This window comes from Micromonospora sp. DT44 (assembly GCF_049841635.1).
Classification (GTDB): domain Bacteria; phylum Actinomycetota; class Actinomycetes; order Mycobacteriales; family Micromonosporaceae; genus Micromonospora.
Genome location: NZ_JBNCKS010000092.1, coordinates 1 through 16,847, shown reverse-complemented (window position 1 = coordinate 16,847; position 16,847 = coordinate 1). Strand labels below are relative to the sequence as shown.

Sequence of the window (16,847 nt, the reverse complement as noted above, 5' to 3'; positions counted from 1 at the left end):
ACAACCCGACAACCGCCTGGTCACACCGCCCACAACCCACCGCAGCTTGACACCTCAGCTCCTGGGGTGTCTGACCCGACCTCGTCGATCTTGCACTTTCTATCCCGACAGAACGGACCTTCCCGGGCAGAACGGCGACACTAAGTGCAAGATCGGCGAGGAGTGGGGCCGGGGCGCGTCCGGGGGTGGGGTTTTCGACGAAGATAACGGCATGCGGATCCTCATGGCCGGCGCCTCCGGCTTCCTCGGCACCCGACTGGGTGATCGGCTCGTCGCCGACGGGCACCAGGTCACCCGACTGGTGCGACGCGCGCCGCGCGACCCTCACGAGCGGCAGTGGGACCCGGCGGCCGGCCAGCTCGACCCGGCCGTGGTCGCCGAGTCGGACGCGGTCATCAACCTGGCCGGCGCGGGCGTCGGCGACAAGCGCTGGAACGACGACTACCGGCGGTTGATCCGCACCAGCCGGGTGGACAGCACCACCACGCTCGCGACGACGATCGCCGGCCTCCCCGACAGCGACCGACCCTGGGCGCTGCTCAACTCGTCCGCCGTCGGCTGGTACGGCAACACCGGCGACCGGGTGGTCGAGGAGGACGCCCCCGCTGGAGACGGTTTCCTGGCCGACGTCTGCCGGGTGTGGGAGGCCGCGACCCGGCCGGCCGAGGACGCCGGGGTACGCGTGGTCCGGCTCCGCACCGGCCTGCCGCTGCACCGCGACGGCGGTCTGCTCAAGCCGCAGTTGCTCCCGTTCAAGCTGGGCATCGCCGGGCGGCTGGGCAGTGGGCGGCAGTGGCTGCCGTGGATCTCCATGCGGGACTGGCTGGACGCGACCCTCTTCCTGCTGACGCACGACGAGATCGCCGGCCCGGTCAACGTGGTGGGCCCGAACCCGGTGACGAACGCCGAGTTCACCCGCGAGCTGGCCCGACAGCTGCACCGCCCGGCGATCATCCCGATCCCCGCCCTGGCGCTCAAGGTAGCCCTGGGCGGCTTCGCCCACGAAGCCCTGACCAGCACGAGAGTCCACCCCAAAGTCCTGACCGAAGCCGCCTACCCCTACGCCCACCCCACCCTCCCCGAAGCCCTGAAGACGGCCCTCCAGGACTGACCCCACCGACCACCCCCCACCGACCACCCAGTTGATCAAGAGGTTTGCGTCATCCGGGGGCCGGAATCTGACGCAAACCTCTTGATCAACGCGGTCTGGCCGGGGAGGGGGCAGGGGCAGGGGCGAGAGGGTCAGCAGCCGATCACCCAGTAGTTGGGGGCGGTCTGCTTGAGGGTGCTCGTGTAGAAGGTGTTGTAGAGGCCCATGCGCTGGTTCGAGCCGTTGGCGTAGGCGTAGCCGCCGGACTGGTACGCGCGGCCGGCCGTCACGTGGGCATAGTTGGTCGCCGTCACGCAGGTCGGCGGCGTGGTCGGGGTCGGGGTCGGGCTCGCCGTGGGCGTCGCGGTGGGGGTGGGCGACGCGGTGGGCGTTGCGCTGGCCGTGGGGGTCGGGGTGGGGGTGGTGCCGCCGTTGTTCAGGCCGAAGAAGAGCGCGTCGCGGTACGTCGAGCAGATGGTGTCCAGGAAGTACGCGGCGGCGGTGCCGCACTGGTCCGTCCCGGAGCCCGGGTCGACCGGCGTTCCGTGGCCCATGCCGGAGACGCGGTAGAGGCGTACCTCGTCGTTGCCGTACACCTCGAGGCTGGTGTTGCCCGGCAGCGACGACGTGCTGGTCGGCGTCTGCGAGATCCCCCGCACGTTGGTCCACTGGTCGCGGGACTCGGTGCCGTTCAGCGGGGTCACGGTGGTGTCCGACGCGCCGTGCCAGATCGCCACCCGGGGGCGCGGGCCGGTGTAGCCGGAGTAGGCGCCCCGGACCAGGTCGCCCCAGGCCGCCGGCGTCTTGTCCGTGCCCGGGTTCATGCAGCTGAACGCGTTGACCATGCTGGTGGCGCAGCGGTACGGGATGCCCGCGATGATCGATCCGGCGGCGAAGACGTCCGGGTAGGTGGCCAGCATGACGGCGCTCATCGCCCCGCCCGCGGAGAGGCCACTGACGAAGACCCGCGAGCCGTCGACGGCGTAGTTCGCCTTGGCGTGGTCGACCATCTGCTTGATGGACAGCGCCTCGCCCTGACCCCGGGCCGTGTCGCCGGCCTCGAAGAAGTTGAAGCAGGAGTTGGCGTTGTTGCCGGAGGGCTGCTGGGCGACGATCAGCGTGAACTTCCACTGGTCGGCGTACTTCTGCCAGCCCGAGTTGGCGAAGTAACCGGAGGCGTTCTGGACGCACCCGTGCAGCAGCACCACGGCCGGGGAGTTGGCCGGCAGGTTGTCCGGCCGGTAGGCGTACATGGCGAGGTTGCCCGGGTTGGATCCGAACCCGGTGACCTGGGTGAGGCTGGCGGCCTGGGCGGGCGTGGCGAGGGTGATCGCGCCCGCCACAGCGAGGACGAGCCCGGCGACCGCACCGGTCAGCCGGGTGAGGAGGGACGAGGAGCGGCGCACGGAGGCCTCCTGACGGGGCAGACTGTGAACTGGGTCACGGTCAAGTTGCCGAGACGTTACGACGGTGTGTCCCCGACCCGATATGGGGCGCGTTCACACATTCACGACAGCCGTTGTGTACGCCGAACTCCTCCCGCCACGGCCGCACCCGGAGCCACAACAACTGCCGGTCTGACCGGCTCGTCCAGGTCCGATTGGTAACGTCCGCTGCGTGCCGTCCTCCCCGTCGCTCGCCACCGGGCCCGCACCAGCGTCGTCACCGCGTACGCGGCGGGACCTCCGGGCCGACCTGATCGTCGTGCTCGTGGCGCTCGCGCTCGCCGTCTGGGTGACCAGTGGGCTGTGGCGGGACCCGAACGTCCGCACGATCACCGTCAACTCCAGCGACCAGGCGCTCTTCGAATGGCTGCTGGCCTTCGGTGGGCACGCGGTCACCCACGGGGAGAACCCCTTCTTCACCTACCTGATCAACGTCCCGGACGGCGTGAACCTCGCGGTCAACACCTCGATCACGGTGTACGCGGTGGTCTTCGCCCCGCTCACGTATCTCGTCGGGCCACCGGTGACGTTCCTCGTGATCCTCACCCTGAACCTGTTCGCCACCGCGCTGGCCTGGTACTGGCTGCTCTCGCGGCACCTCGTACGCAGCCGGCTCGCCGCCGCCGTGGGCGGCCTCTTCATCGCCTACTCCCCCGGCATGGTCTCGCACGCCAACGCGCACCTGAACTGGACCGCGGGCTGGCTGGTACCGCTGTTGATCTGGCGGCTGTTCGCGCTGCGGCGGCCCGGGCACTGGCTGCGCGACGGGGTGATCCTCGGCGTGCTGGTCGCGGTGGCCTTCTCGATCGCCGCCGAGGGCCTGTTCTTCGCCGCTCTCGCGCTCGGCGTGTTCGTCGCCGTCTGGGCGCTGCACCCGGCCCACCGGGCCGAGGCCCGCGCCGCGCTACCCACGTTCCTGCGCGGGCTCGGTGTGACCGCCGTGGTGGCCGGCGTGCTGCTGGCGTACCCGCTGTGGTTGCACTTCGCGGGGCCGCAGCGGTTCCACGGCACCGGCTTCGACCCGGTGATCCACTCCGAGGACATCGCCGCCTTCGCCGCGTTCCCGCGCCGGTCGCTGGCCGGGGAGGTCGGATTCGGGACCGCGCTGGCGCCGAACCCCACGGAGGAGAACTCGTTCTTCGGGGTCCCTCTGCTCGTGCTCGCCGTGGTCTGCTTCGTCGCGCTGTGGCGACGCGCCGACCCCGGCCGCCGGGCGGTCCTCTGGGCGCTGGGCGTCGTCGCGGTGATCTTCTCGGTGCTGTCCTTCGGGCCGGTCGCGAAGGTCGACGGGCGGCGTACCGACCTGCCGATGCCGTTCGACATCCTCGGACAGTTCCCGGTGGTGAACGCCGCGCTGCCCGCCCGGCTGGCGCTGGTGGTGGCCCCGGTGATCGGGGTGCTGCTGGCGTACACCGTCGAGCAGTTGCGCACCTCCCCACCCCGGCACCGCTCGACGGAGCTGGCCTGGGCGATCGGCTTCGCGGTGGCCCTGCTGCCGCTGCTGCCCACCCCGCTGCTGACCGACGAGCGGGAGCCGATCCCGGCGTTCATCACCTCCGGCGCCTGGCGGCAGTACGTCTCCGACGGCAACACGTTGACCCCGTTGCCGCTGACCGTGGACATCTACCCGGACGGCCAGCGCTGGCAGGCGTACGCCCTCTCGCACCGGCAGGGCGAGTTCGCGATTCCGGGCGGCTTCTTCCTCGGCCCCGGCGGGCCGGACGGGCGCGGCCGGATCGGCCCCGTGCCACGCACCCTGAGCGCGCTCATGGACCAGGCCGGCCGCACCGGGCTGGTGCCGATCATCACCGACGGCACCCGGACGGAGGTCCGCTCCGACCTGCGCCACTGGCGGATCGAGACGCTGGTCCTCGCCGACGCGGTGCACGGCGCGAAGTTCGAGGTGGACGAGGCGGCGGTCCGGCGTACCGCCACGGCACTGTTCGGGGAACCAGAGCGGGTCGACGACGTCTGGCTCTGGCGGATCCCACCGGCCTGACCGATCGCTGGTGAGGCGGCTCACCAGGGATCGAAGCCGGATACGGGACTAGTCTTGAGGCCGTGACGACCACGACCCCCGGCCTGACGGCCGTCCGCGCCGGCCTGCTCGACTACCAGGCCGCCTGGGACGAGCAGCGACGCCTGCACGAGTCGGTGGTGGCCGGCGAGCGCGGTGACACCGTGCTGCTGCTGGAGCACCCGAGCGTCTACACCGCCGGCAAGCGCACCGAGCCGTGGGACCGCCCCATGGACGGCACCCCGGTCGTCGACGTGGACCGCGGCGGCAAGATCACCTGGCACGGGCCGGGTCAGCTCGTCGGCTACCCGATCGTGCGACTGCCCGACCCGGTGGACGTCGTGGCCTACGTCCGTCGCACGGAAGACCTGCTCATCGACGTGTGCGCCGAGTTCGGCCTGTCGGCGGGCCGGGTCGACGGGCGCAGCGGAGTCTGGGTGCCCGAGGACGACCGGGGGCCGGCCCGCAAGGTCGCCGCCATTGGCATCCGGGTGGCCCGAGGGGTCACCCTGCACGGCTTCTCGATCAACTGCGACTGCGACCTGACGTACTTCGACCGGATCGTGCCCTGCGGCATCCGCGACGCGGGCGTCACGTCGCTCACCGCAGAGCTGGGCCGGCCGATCACCGTCGCCGACGTGCTGCCGGTGGTGGAGCGCCGCCTCGCCACCCTCATCGCGGTCTGAGGCACCCACCCGGACTGAAGCGCGCACCCCCGGCTCAGGCGCGGCCTAATTCGGCTGCCTGGCGGAGGACCGAGGGTCTGGCGCGCGTCCTGTGGAGCTGATGTCGTCAATGAGTCACTCGTGCGGTCGAGCGCCAGCCGCGTCCGCTCAGGGCCAGCCCCGGTAGCCGGATTCGGGACATCTGTCAGCTCATGAACTCAAAATCGCGTAGAGCCCGGCGACGAGGAACAGCGCGGCAACGAACGCCTGCAGACCCTGGATCAGCACCCGGTACGAGTGCCGCCAGGACCGCTCCGGCGGGTGCGACGCGTTCACCATGCGGATCGATTCGTCCGCGCCGGCCGCAACGAGCAGTTCCTGGTGCACCGCGAGGGCTTACTCGGCAACCCGTTCGCCCTGCCGCGCGCGGACGTCCAGCTGTTGAAAGGTCAGGCTCACCACCACACCGGTCAGGGCCACGCCCACCGCGACCGGTGTCTGACGGCTGTTCATCGCCTGCACGAGGGCCGTGGCCAGGAAGGCGACTGCGACGACCCAGAAGTTCACCAGTTGCATCCGCTGACCGGCGTGCATCGCATACCAGTTCCAGGCGTGATTGCCGGCCTGCGTCTGGGCGTCGTCCATGCCTTCACGCTAGCCGCGCGGAGCTAGCGCCGTGCGGCGGCAACTCGCCCCAGGCACGCGTCATGATCGCTCATGCACATGGTGAACAGGCCCAGGGGACGTCTCGCACATCTGGCGTCCGATCAGGCCCTCGCTCCCGGGTGGTACGCCAGCCGCCCACGGCCGGGGTCCCGGCGGCCGATTCGCTTACGACATCAGCTCCAAAGCGTCCGCAGAGACATGCCGGGTCCACCCGACGCCCCGGCCGGGCGTGTGACGCGACTTTTCGGCTTACCGGTGTCCGGCGTCACAACGTCAGCGGCGTGACGCCGGTCGCCTGACGCACATAGACGACCACCATCCGGCGTAGGCTCGTTTTCGTGACGATCGAGCACTCCGCACCGACGACCGGCCAGGCAGCGCGCACCGCAACGGCCGCCCCCGAGGGGCGTCGCCTGCTGCGGATCGAGGCGCGCAACGCCGAGACGCCGATCGAGCGCAAACCACCGTGGATCAAGGTCAAGGCCAAGATGGGCCCGGAGTACACCCAGTTGCGCGGGCTCGTCTCGCGCGAGGGTCTGCACACGGTCTGCCAGGAGGCGGGCTGCCCCAACATCTACGAGTGTTGGGAGGACCGGGAGGCCACCTTCCTCATCGGTGGCGACCAGTGCACCCGGCGCTGTGACTTCTGCCAGATCGACACCGGCAAGCCGGCCGAGTTCGACGCCGACGAGCCGCGTCGCGTCGCCGAGTCGGTCGTGTCGATGGGCCTGCGCTACGCCACCATCACCGGCGTCGCCCGTGACGACCTGCCCGACGGCGGCGCGTGGCTCTACGCCGAGACGGTCCGGCAGATCCACGCCCTCCAGCCGGGCTGCGGCGTCGAGCTGCTGATCCCGGACTTCAACGCCGTACCCGAGCAGTTGGCCGAGGTCTTCGGCTCCCGCCCGGAGGTGCTGGCGCACAACGTGGAGACCGTGCCGCGCATCTTCAAGCGCATCCGGCCCGCGTTCCGCTACGACCGCTCGCTGGACGTGGTCCGACAGGCCCGCGCCGACGGTCTGGTCACCAAGAGCAACCTCATCCTGGGCATGGGCGAGGAGCGGGCCGAGGTGTCGCAGGCGCTGCGCGACCTGCACGAGGCCGGCTGCGAGCTGATCACCATCACGCAGTACCTGCGCCCCTCCCCCCGGCACCACCCGGTGACCCGCTGGGTCAAGCCCGAGGAGTTCGTGGAGCTGCGCGAGGAGGCCGAGGAGATCGGCTTCGCCGGGGTGATGAGCGGGCCGCTGGTGCGCTCGTCGTACCGCGCCGGCCGGCTCTACCAGCAGGCCCTCGACGCCCGCGCCGCCAGCACCGTCGCCACCGCCGGCTGACCCGCCGACAGCGCCGCACGGACCGTGCGGCGCCCGGGTGTCATGATCGTGCGATGACCGCCGGGGTACGCGACCAGCCGCGCGGCGCGGATCGACCGCGTCCGCGGCTCGACGCCCGCCTCGGACTCCTCGGTTGGCTCACCGTGCTGGCCCTGCTCGCCGGGGTCGGCTACCGGCTCTGGCTGCTGGGCCACGCCACTCCGCCGACGAACAGCGACGAGGCCACCATGGGGTTGGCCGCGCTGCACATCGCCCGGGGTGAGGGCTTCCCGGTCTGGTTCTACGGCCAGCAGTACATGGGCACGCTGGAGGCGTACCTGGCCGCGCCGGTGTTCGCTCTCGCCGGTCCGTCGCTGTTCGCCCTGCGACTGCCCACGCTGGCGCTGTACGCGCTGTTCCTGCTGCTGGCCTGGCGGCTGACGCTGCGGTTGACCGGGGACCGCTGGTTCGGCCTGCTGGTGGTCGTCCTGCTCGCCCTCGGGGCCGACCGGATCGTCAAGAACCAGTTGATCGCCGGCGGCGGCTATCCCGAGATGAACGCCGTTGGAGTGGCGCTCGCCCTGCTCGCCGTGGACCTGGCCGCCGGCCGACCCGGGTGGCGGCTGACGCGCTGGGCGACCTGGGGATTCCTGGCCGGCCTGATGCTCTGGGTCGATCCGCTGGTGCTGCCGTACGTCGTGGCGACCGGAGCGGTGCTGGTCGGGTTCTGCCACCGCGAGCTGCGCGGTCGGGCCGGCGCGCTGGTCGGGGTGGCCGTCCTGCTGGGGGCCGCCCCGCTGCTCACGGACAGCCTGCTGACCGGCCGGAACCCGGTGCACGCGGTGCTCGCCGCGGGTGGCGCCGACGCCACCGCCGGGTGGGCCGCCCGGCTGCACGGCGGGTTGCTGGTCGGACCGCCGCTGGGCATGGGCTTCTGCGACCCGGGCGCCTGTGCCACCTGGCAACTGTGGTGGGCGTACGCGCTGCCGGTGTTACTCGTCGTCGCGGCCGGCACGGCCTGGCGCACCCTGCGCCGCCCACCGGCTCCGGCCGACGCGGGCCGGGTGTCATCCCGCGTCGCGGGGGCGGTGCGGCTGGCTCTGGTGCTGGCCGCGGCGGCGACGCTCGTCGCGTACACCGTGAGTAGTTCCTCCGGCCTGACCCCGGCGGAGAGCGCCCGATACCTGTCCACCCTGCTCATCGCCGTGCCGGCGCTGCTCTGGCCGGTCTGGACGCTGGCCCGGTCGGGGTCGACGGCGGCCCGGCCGGTCGCGCTCGCCGTCCTGGCCGCCACGCTGCTCACCACCGCCTGGGCCACCGCGCAGGCGGCGCGGACGGCCCCGGCGACCCGGGCCGCCGAGGCCCGGCACGCCGAGCTGGTGACCACGCTGCGCCACCTCGGAGTACGACACGTGCGCGCCGGCTACTGGACCTGTAACCGTCTCACCTTCGCCAGCGCGGAGCGGGTGGTCTGCGCGGTCGTCGACGACGATCTGCGTCCCGGTTTCGACCGCTACCCCGCGTACCGCCGCGAGGTGGAGCGTGCGGCGGCGCCCGCCTGGGTGGCGCCGACCGGGTCGCCACTGGCGGCCCGGCTCGACGCGCGACTCGGCGCGGGCCCGGACGCCCTCGACCTGGTCACCGTCGACGGCTGGCGGATCTACCTGCCGCGCGGCTGACGGCGACGTCAACCCCGGGCGGCGGGCTCGGCCAGCAGGCCGAGACGGTGGGCCAGCGCGGCGGCCTCCCCCCGGTTGGTGACGTCCAGCTTGGCGATGATGCGGGAGACGTGCACGCTCGCCGTCTTCGGTGAGATGAACAGGCGCTCGGCGATGCGGCTGTTGCTGTGCCCCTCGGCGACCAGCCGCAGCACCTCCCGTTCCCGGGACGTCAGCACATCCGGGCCGGCCCCGCCGGCGCCCGCCCCGCGCAGACCGACCCGCCGCGCCAGGGTGGCGGCGGCCCCGGCCAGCGGCGTCGCGCCGAGCCGCCGGGCGATCTCGGCCGCCTCGGTGATCGCCGCCGACACCTCGTCCCGCTCGCCGGCCACCGCGGCGGCCTCGGCCAGCGCCAGCAACGCCCGGCCCAGCGGGTACGGCTGCCCGTCGGCCCGCCACGCCCGCACCGCCGTCCGCCACGTCGGCAACGCCTCGTCGTCGGCCGCCAGCAGGGCGTCGACCTGGGCGGAGTGCGCCCGCGCGGCCGGGTGCCGCGCGGGCAGGCCGGCCGCGAGCGCGGCCACGGCGGCGGCCAGCTCGACGTCACCCGTCCGGGCGGCGGTACGCGCCGCAGCGCTCAGCACCGGCCAGCCCTCGCGGGGTAGCTGCGGCAGGCTCTCGTCGGCCACCGCGACGCGAGCCGCGCGTACCGCCTCGGACCCGTCGTCGGCGGCCAGCGCCGCCTCGATCCCCAACTCGTGCAGGGGCAGTCGGTGGTTCGGCCACAGGTAGGGCCGGCCGAGGAAGGCCAACGCGCGCTCGACCAGTTCGTCGGCGCCCGGGTGCGCCCGGGCCAGCCGCAGACCGGCGCACACCTGAAGCCAGTGCAGGCCGGTCACGCCGGACAGGTCGATCCGGGCGGCCTCGGCGCACACCGTCTCCGCCTCGTCCCAGCGGCCCAAGGCGATCAGCGCCTCGGCCCGGTTGGACAGCAGGTACGCCCCGGTCGAGCGGCTGATCCCCACCCGCCGCGCCTCGGCCATGCCGGCCTCGGCGGCCTCGGCGGACTCGGCGTAGCGGCCCGCCTCGCAGAGCATGTCCGACTGGAACACCTTCGCGAGCACCAGGGCGGGCACGTCACCGGACTCCCGGGCCGCCGCCTCGGCGCGGTCCAGCTCCGCGAGTCCACGTTCGCCGTCCCGTTCACCCTGACAGAGCAGCGCGATCCGGGTCGCCAGCAGGGCCGGTTCCGCGCCCAGCGCCTCGGCGTCGGTGGCAGCCTCGGCGGCCACCCGGGCGGCCTGCGCAGCGTCGATCTTGACCAGGTGGGTGGCGATGTCGGCGAGCAGCCGGACCCGCTCGACGCCGGGTGGACCGCCGGCCGCCAGGCGGTACGCCTCGTCCAGCTCCCGCCTGCCGTCGCTCTTGCCCAGCAGGGCCATCAGCCGACCCCGCTGGTCCAGCAGTCGGGCGGCGCGCAGCGGGGCGGCGTCGGAGTCCACCTCGGCCAGTCCCGCGCGGGTCAACGTGATGGCCCGGCTGAAGTCACCGGCCGTCACCGCCGCGTCCAGCGTCCCCTCCAGCAGCGCCAGATGGTCCATGCCGAGCAGGTCGGCCGCGTCCGGCACCAGCTCCCACAGCTCCAACACCCGCTCCAGCAGGCGACGTTGCTCGGCGTAGGCGTACCGGTCGGCAGCGGCGCAGGCCGCGACCCGTGCGGCAACGAGGGCACGGGGATGGTCGTGCGCCGCGTACCAGTGGTGGGCGATCTCGGCCGGGGCGCGGCCGGCGACGACCAGGTGCGGCTGGGCCTCGATCGCGGCGGCGAACCGCGCGTGCAGCCGGGCGTGCTCGCCGGGCAGCAACTCGTCGTGCACGGCCTCGCGGACCAGGGCGTGCCGGAACTCGTAGTCGCCGTCCCGGTCGACCACCACCAGTTGGGCGGCGACGGCGGCGCGCAGCGCGTCCTCCAACTCGGCCTCGGGCAGGCCGGCGACCTCGGCGAGCAGATCGTGGGCGAAGCGCGTGCCGCCGGCCGCGGCGATCCGCAGGACCCGCTGGGTCGGCTCGGGCAGCCGGTCCACACGGGCCAGCAGCAGGTCACGCAGCGTCTCGGGGATCGCCGCGCAGCCGATCGGGTCGCCGGCCACCGCCAGCTCCTCGATGAAGAACGGGTTGCCCTGCGTACGCTTGTGGACGTCGTCGACGGCACGCGGCGCCGGCTCGCCGCCGAGCAGGTCGGCGAGGATCGCTGCGGTGCCGTCGCGGTCCAGCCGGCCCAGCTCGACCCGTTCGACACCGCGGGCCCGGTCCAGCTCGGCGAGGAACGGGCGCAGCGGATGACCCCGCTGCAACTCGTCGGTGCGGTACGTGCAGACCAGCAGCAGCCGGCCCGGCCGCGCGGCCCGGACCAGGAAATCGATCAGATCACGGGTGGACCGGTCCGCCCAGTGCAGGTCCTCGATCACCAGCAGCAGCGGCCGAACGTCGGCGAGCCGCTGGAACAGCTCGGCGACCAGGTCGAAAAGGTATCCACGCGGGGCGTCGATCAGCGGTCCCGCTCGCGACACGGTCGACGCCGCCGGCATCCGGCCCAGCTCCGGCAGCAGACGGGCGAACTCCGCCTCGAAGCCGGCGAACACCTCCGGACCGTCGGCCCGCAGCACCGCGCGCAGCGCCGCGGCGAACGGGGCGAACGGCAACCCCGCCTCACCCAGCTCCAGGCACTGGCCGACCAGCACCCGGGTGCCGGAGGCGGTGGCCCCGGCCGCGAAGTCCTCCAACAGCCGGGTCTTGCCCACCCCCGCCTCACCACCGACCAGCACGGTGGCCGGCTCGCCCTTCCCGGCCCGACCCAGCGCGTCGTGCAGCGCCGCGGTCTCGCGCTGGCGGCCGACTAGGACGGAACTGGCGGCACGGACGGTCACGGGACCGAGCATGCCATGACCGGACGACACCGCGACCCCGCCGATAGGCGGGGTCGCGGCACCACGTGGGGCGGCGGCGGGCGGGGCCTCGGCGGTCACCGGCGGTCGTCGCCCGTGCGGCGCACCGGCTGGCGGCGGCCCGTCCAGGTACGGCCGGCCCGGCGCGTCACCGAGCGGGCCAGTCGCTCCGCGGCGGCCTCGGCCCGCAGCTCGGCGGCCTGGGTACGGTGCAGGGAGAGCAGGAAGTCCACGTCGTTGCCGAACATGTCAGGCTCCTTCGTCGCGTCGTCGTCTTCTGCCGACAACTCTTCGCGTGAAGGCCCCAACCCGGCATGGGCACACCGCCTCATCTCTCCCAGCCGCACCCTCCTTACCCGCCCGATCCGGGCCGCTGAGGGGACGTAAGGTACTCAGCCGGGCGGCACCCGGACGCGGATCAACCCGGGCGACGGGGACCACTAGACTCTGCGGCATGGCAAAGCCCCAGGAGAAGGTCTCGTTCGGCCAGCGGCTGAAGCAGATCGGGATGGTGTTCCAGTTCACCGCCAAGCAGGACCGGTGGTTCGCGCCGCTGGTCGCCGCAGCGGTGCTCATCCCGCTCGCGCTCACCGTGGTCGCGGTGATCCTCTGGGGCTGGATCTGGCTGCCACTGGGCATCCTGTTCGCCCTGCTCGCGGTGCTGATCGTGCTGAACCTGCGGTCCAACAAGGCGATGATGAACGCCGCCGAGGGGCAGCCCGGCGCGGCGGCGCAGATCATGGACAACATGCGCGGCGACTGGCGGGTCACGCCGGCCGTCAGCTCCACCACGCAGATGGACATGGTCCACCTGGTGATCGGCCGGCCGGGCGTGATCCTGCTGGCCGAGGGCAACCCCCAGCGCGTACGCGGCCTGCTCGGGCAGGAGAAGCGTCGACTGGCCAAGGTCATCGGCTCCGCCCCGCTGCACGACTACGTGATCGGCCAGCAGGAGGGCGAGCTGCCGATCCGCAAGCTGCGCAACACCCTGCTGCGGCTGCCCCGGGCGCTCAGCGGCAAGGACGTCAACGCGCTGGACAGGCGCCTCAAGGCGCTCACCGCCCGTCCGCAGATGCCCAAGGGCGCGATCCCGAAGAACATGCGCCCGCCGGGCGGCGCCCGCCAGCCGCGACGCTGACCTCGTACACGAAGAGAGCCGGCCCCCCACGGGTCCGGCTCTTTTTCACCTGCGCCGCGCGCCCCACGCCCCACGCCCAAGATCCGCGCAACTTCAGGGATGTTGCTGCTTCCGGCGCGCGGGAGACAGCAACATCGGTGAAACTGCGCGGATCTTGCCCGTCGGGGTGGGCAGATCTTGCCCGTCGGGGTGGGCGGCGCGGGTGAGGGCGGGTCGGGTCGCGGGAGTCGTAGGCGTGGCCTGGCCGTCAGCCGCGCGGGGCGTCGACGATCACCGAGTCGACGAGCCGGTCGTGTACGCCCCGGCGGTGCTGGTCCATGATCAGCGCGGGGACGACGAGCGCCAGCAGCACGCCCCGGGCCAGCGCGCGGAGCACGCCGATCCGACCCCCGTCGTGCCAGTTCACGCAGCGGACCTTGGTGATGTACATGCCCGGCGTCTGGGCGAACAGGCCGAGGAAGAGGCCGTACTCCAGGATCAGCACGAGCACCGGCGCCCAACCGTCGCGTACCGGGTCGGCGAAGATGTTGGCCACCAGTAGGGAGAGCACCCAGTCCACGATCAGCGCGCCGAAGCGCCGGCCGAGGCTCGGCGGGGTGAAGGTCGGGTCGGTGGCCGGCGCTGCCGGGACGTGCGGATTGGTCACAGCGATCAAGGGTATCCGCGTCCGAATCGAGGCCACCGAGGAGCCGTCGAGGTGCCGCCGAGGAGCGGTTACCACTGCGTGCCGATTCGGGCCAATGGCCTTAAGTGTCATTACACTGGCACAGCCGGTACGACGTTCGCGCAGGCTGAGTGCGTGGACAGGAGTGTCCCTGACGCTCCGCGAGGGACGTAACACGGCAGAAACACTGAAGACATGGCCGGGCAACCCCCCGGCCATAGCGTCCCCAGGACGCTAGCCACCCGTGGACGTGCCAGGAGGATGTGTGTTCGCCAATCCCGAGGAACTGCTGCGATACCTCAAGAACGAGGACGTGAAGTTCGTCGACGTTCGTTTCTGTGACCTGCCCGGTGTGATGCAGCACTTCAACCTGCCGGTCGAGTCCGTCAACGACGACCTCTTCACCGACGGCCTCGCGTTCGACGGTTCGTCGATCCGCGGTTTCCAGGCGATCCACGAGTCGGACATGCTCCTGCTCCCGGATGTCGCCACCGCGTTCATCGACCCGTTCCGCGCGCAGAAGACGCTCGCGCTGAACTTCTTCATCCACGACCCGTTCACCCGCGAGGCCTACAGCCGCGACCCGCGCAACGTCGCGAAGAAGGCCGAGGCGTACCTGGCGGCCAGCGGCATCGCCGACACGGCCTACTTCGGCGCCGAGGCGGAGTTCTACATCTTCGACTCGATCCGCCACGAGACCTCGGCGCACCAGTCGTTCTACTACATCGACTCGATCGAGGGCGCCTGGAACACCGGCCGCGACGAGGCGGGCGGCAACCTCGGCTACAAGACCGCCTACAAGGGCGGCTACTTCCCGGTGCCGCCGGTCGACCACTACGCCGACCTGCGTGACTCGATCGTGCGCCGCCTGGTCGACACCGGCTTCACCGTGGAGCGCTCGCACCACGAGGTGGGCACCGCCGGCCAGTCCGAGATCAACTACAAGTTCTCGACGCTGCTGCACGCCGGCGACCAGCTCCAGCTCTTCAAGTACATCGTGAAGAACGAGGCCTGGGCCAACGGCAAGACGGCCACGTTCATGCCCAAGCCGCTCTTCGGTGACAACGGCTCCGGCATGCACACCCACCAGAGTCTCTGGCTCAACGGTGAGCCGCTGTTCTACGACGAGACCGGCTACGCCGGCCTGTCCGACATGGCTCGCTGGTACATCGGCGGTCTGCTGCACCACGCCCCGTCGCTGCTGGCGTTCACCAACCCGACGGTCAACTCGTACCGTCGCCTGGTGCCGGGCTACGAGGCCCCGGTCAACCTGGTCTACTCGCAGCGCAACCGCTCCGCCTGCACCCGCATCCCGGTCACCGGCTCGAACCCGAAGGCCAAGCGCGTCGAGTTCCGCGTGCCGGACCCGTCGGCAAACGTCTACCTGGCCTTCTCGGCCATGATGATGGCCGGCCTGGACGGCATCAAGAGCAAGATCGAGCCGCCGACGCCGATCGACAAGGACCTCTACGACCTCCCGCCGGAGGAGTGGGGCGACGTCAAGCAGGTTCCGGGCTCGCTGCCGGCCGTGCTCGACTCGCTCGAGGCCGACCACGACTACCTGCTTGAGGGTGGCGTCTTCACCCCCGACCTGATCTCCACCTGGGTCGACTGGAAGCGCGCCAACGAGGTCGACCCGGTGCGTCTGCGCCCGACCCCGCACGAGTTCGCCATGTACTACGACTGCTGAGCAGTCACAGCGCTCTACCGGCCGGGCCGGCTCCGCAATCACGGAGCCGGCCCGGCCCGCTTTGTAACGCCCCCCGGCATACCTTCGCGTCCGATATATTGTCGCGGTGGACACACCCCTGCGCGAACCCACTTTCCTGATCTTGACCGCGCTCGCCGTCGAGCCGATGCACGGCTACGGACTGATCGGCGAGGTCGCCGCCCTCTCCGACAACCGCGTGTCGTTGCGCCCCGGAACGCTCTACGGCGCGCTGGACCGGCTGGTCGACGCCGGCCTCGTCGAGGTCGACCGGGAGGAGGTGGTGGACGGCCGACTACGCCGCTACTACCGCCTCTCCCCCGACGGCGACGCCACCCTGAGCGCCGAGACCGAACGGCTCCGGCGCAACGTCGAGGCCGCCACCGCCCGGCTCGCCGCACGAGCCCGTGCCGCCCGACCGACCACCCCACGCCTCGCCGGAGGGCTCGCATGACCGAGCTTGAGCGCCGCTACCTCCGGCTCCTCGCCGCGTACCCCGCCGACTACCGGAGGGCCCGGGGCGCCGAGATCGTCGGCACGTACCTGGACCTGGCCGAGCCGGGCCGCCGCTGGCCCGCGCCGGCGGACGCCGTAGACCTCCTGCGCGGCGGGCTCCGCCAGCGGGTACGCGCCACCGGCGTCACCCACCTGGTGCCCGGCGTACGCCTCGCGGCCGTCCTGGCCCTGCTTACCGCCACCGTGCTCGCCGGCATGTGGACCGTGCTCGAACTGCGCCCGCCGCTGCCCGGCTACGGTGAGCCGTCCGCCGGGCCGTTCGTCTCGCTCGGCATCGTGGCGTGGCTCGGTTGGCTGCTCGCCCCGGGTGTGCAGGCGCTGGCACCCAGCCGATGGCACCGACGCGCGGTCGCCCTCGCGGTGCTCCTCACGGTCGCACTCGTCCCCGCCGCCGCGCTCACCGGCCTGCCCCGTCCGCCGTTGTTCGTGCTGCTCCCCCAGGTCGGCTTGGGTGTGGTCGCGCTCGGCGCGTCCCGCTCGCGGCCAGTGTCGCTGCGGGTGGCGCCATTGCTCGCCGCCGTCGCCGGCCTGGCGGCAGCCGCAAGCCTGACGCCGGGAAGTTTCGCCTGGACCTATCGCGCGGTGAGAGCGATTCTGATGTTGCAGGACACCGCCGTGGCGGTGCTCGCGGTGGCCATGCTGCTCGCGGTGGGACTGGCCGTACGCGGCGACCACCGGGGCGGCTGGGCCCTGTTGATCCTGCTCACCCCCGTGGGTCTGCTGGCCCTGCTACCGCTGGCCGGGGCGGCGGACCGCGCGCCGGCCGCGTTCCCCGCGACCTGGATGGCGCTCGCCGCGACGGCGGCCGTGGTCGGCTTCGTCGGACCCGCCCTGCTACCGGTGGCCCTCGCCGTCCGCGCCCGACTGGCCCGACCCCCTGCGCCGAGCGCCAACCGCTAACCGCACCGCACTGCGCCGCGCCGCGCCGCGCCGCGCCAAGATCGTGCTCGATCCTGGAGCTTGTCTCATCCTGTTTGGGCTGTTCAGGGGGGATTGACAGGCTGCGTGGAGTAGTCGCGGTG

The 16,847-nt window shown here is 72.2% G+C and carries 15 protein-coding genes; 9 read left to right on the top strand and 6 right to left on the bottom strand.

From position 1 onward, the window contains the following. Positions 1–211 precede the first annotated feature (211 nt). Positions 212–1,111 (top strand): TIGR01777 family oxidoreductase, encoded by a 900-nt coding sequence (locus ACLQ25_RS31165; protein ID WP_425734313.1) that lies wholly within the window; start codon positions 212–214, stop codon positions 1,109–1,111. 131 nt (positions 1,112–1,242) lie between these two features. Here the strand turns inward: ACLQ25_RS31165 and ACLQ25_RS31160 are convergent, their stop codons facing one another. Beyond that, positions 1,243–2,496: an extracellular catalytic domain type 1 short-chain-length polyhydroxyalkanoate depolymerase gene (locus tag ACLQ25_RS31160; RefSeq protein ID WP_425734312.1), complete on the bottom strand. Its 1,254-nt coding sequence runs from the start codon at positions 2,494–2,496 to the stop codon at positions 1,243–1,245. A gap of 211 nt (positions 2,497–2,707) precedes the next feature. Between ACLQ25_RS31160 and ACLQ25_RS31155 the strand changes: the two genes are divergently transcribed. Together ACLQ25_RS31155 and lipB are read left to right on the top strand one after the other, a co-directional pair. Next, on the top strand, positions 2,708–4,534 hold the full coding sequence (locus ACLQ25_RS31155; RefSeq protein ID WP_425734311.1) for a DUF2079 domain-containing protein: 1,827 nt from the start codon (positions 2,708–2,710) through the stop codon (positions 4,532–4,534). 62 nt (positions 4,535–4,596) lie between these two features. Continuing rightward, complete coding sequence (gene lipB, locus ACLQ25_RS31150) at positions 4,597–5,238, top strand: lipoyl(octanoyl) transferase LipB (protein ID WP_425734310.1); 642 nt, start codon at positions 4,597–4,599, stop codon at positions 5,236–5,238. A 189-nt stretch (positions 5,239–5,427) separates the two neighbouring features. Here the strand turns inward: lipB and ACLQ25_RS31145 are convergent, their stop codons facing one another. After that, positions 5,428–5,604 carry a hypothetical protein gene (locus ACLQ25_RS31145; RefSeq protein WP_425734309.1) on the bottom strand — a complete coding sequence of 59 codons (177 nt, stop codon included), beginning with the start codon at positions 5,602–5,604 and terminating at the stop codon, positions 5,428–5,430. Between the two features lie 9 nt (positions 5,605–5,613). After that, positions 5,614–5,862, bottom strand: a complete 249-nt coding sequence (locus ACLQ25_RS31140; RefSeq protein ID WP_425734308.1) for a hypothetical protein — start codon at positions 5,860–5,862, stop codon at positions 5,614–5,616. Between the two features lie 359 nt (positions 5,863–6,221). On the opposite strand from ACLQ25_RS31140, the gene lipA reads away from it, so the two are divergent. Both lipA and ACLQ25_RS31130 read left to right on the top strand, forming a co-directional pair. Continuing rightward, positions 6,222–7,217, top strand: a complete 996-nt coding sequence (gene lipA, locus ACLQ25_RS31135) for a lipoyl synthase (RefSeq protein ID WP_425734307.1) — start codon at positions 6,222–6,224, stop codon at positions 7,215–7,217. 53 nt (positions 7,218–7,270) lie between these two features. After that, on the top strand, positions 7,271–8,875 hold the full coding sequence (locus ACLQ25_RS31130) for a hypothetical protein (protein WP_425734306.1): 1,605 nt from the start codon (positions 7,271–7,273) through the stop codon (positions 8,873–8,875). Positions 8,876–8,883: 8 nt separating this feature from the next. On the opposite strand, the gene ACLQ25_RS31125 is transcribed toward ACLQ25_RS31130, so the two are convergent. Beyond that, positions 8,884–11,781, bottom strand: a complete 2,898-nt coding sequence (locus tag ACLQ25_RS31125; RefSeq protein ID WP_425734305.1) for a helix-turn-helix transcriptional regulator — start codon at positions 11,779–11,781, stop codon at positions 8,884–8,886. A gap of 95 nt (positions 11,782–11,876) precedes the next feature. Beyond that, entirely contained in the window at positions 11,877–12,047 is a 171-nt protein-coding gene (locus tag ACLQ25_RS31120) for a hypothetical protein (RefSeq protein WP_355049340.1), read from the bottom strand. Between the two features lie 206 nt (positions 12,048–12,253). Here ACLQ25_RS31120 and ACLQ25_RS31115 point away from each other — a divergent pair, with 206 nt between their 5' ends. Further along, entirely contained in the window at positions 12,254–12,937 is a 684-nt protein-coding gene (locus ACLQ25_RS31115) for a DUF4191 domain-containing protein (RefSeq protein WP_425734304.1), read from the top strand. 247 nt (positions 12,938–13,184) lie between these two features. Here ACLQ25_RS31115 and ACLQ25_RS31110 read toward each other — a convergent pair whose 3' ends face one another. After that, the gene (locus ACLQ25_RS31110; RefSeq protein ID WP_425734303.1) at positions 13,185–13,583 is read right to left on the bottom strand and encodes an RDD family protein; all 399 of its coding nucleotides are present in this window, start codon (positions 13,581–13,583) and stop codon (positions 13,185–13,187) included. 283 nt (positions 13,584–13,866) lie between these two features. On the opposite strand from ACLQ25_RS31110, the gene glnA reads away from it, so the two are divergent. The 3 genes from glnA to ACLQ25_RS31095 all read left to right on the top strand — a co-directional run bounded on the left by glnA (position 13,867) and on the right by ACLQ25_RS31095 (position 16,725). Next, entirely contained in the window at positions 13,867–15,291 is a 1,425-nt protein-coding gene (glnA, locus tag ACLQ25_RS31105) for a type I glutamate--ammonia ligase (RefSeq protein WP_425734302.1), read from the top strand. Positions 15,292–15,397: 106 nt separating this feature from the next. After that, positions 15,398–15,763, top strand: a complete 366-nt coding sequence (locus ACLQ25_RS31100) for a PadR family transcriptional regulator (RefSeq protein WP_425734301.1) — start codon at positions 15,398–15,400, stop codon at positions 15,761–15,763. Beyond that, the gene (locus tag ACLQ25_RS31095) at positions 15,760–16,725 is read left to right on the top strand and encodes a hypothetical protein (RefSeq protein ID WP_425734300.1); all 966 of its coding nucleotides are present in this window, start codon (positions 15,760–15,762) and stop codon (positions 16,723–16,725) included. The genes ACLQ25_RS31100 and ACLQ25_RS31095 overlap by 4 nt, the downstream gene beginning before the upstream one ends. Positions 16,726–16,847 lie beyond the last annotated feature (122 nt).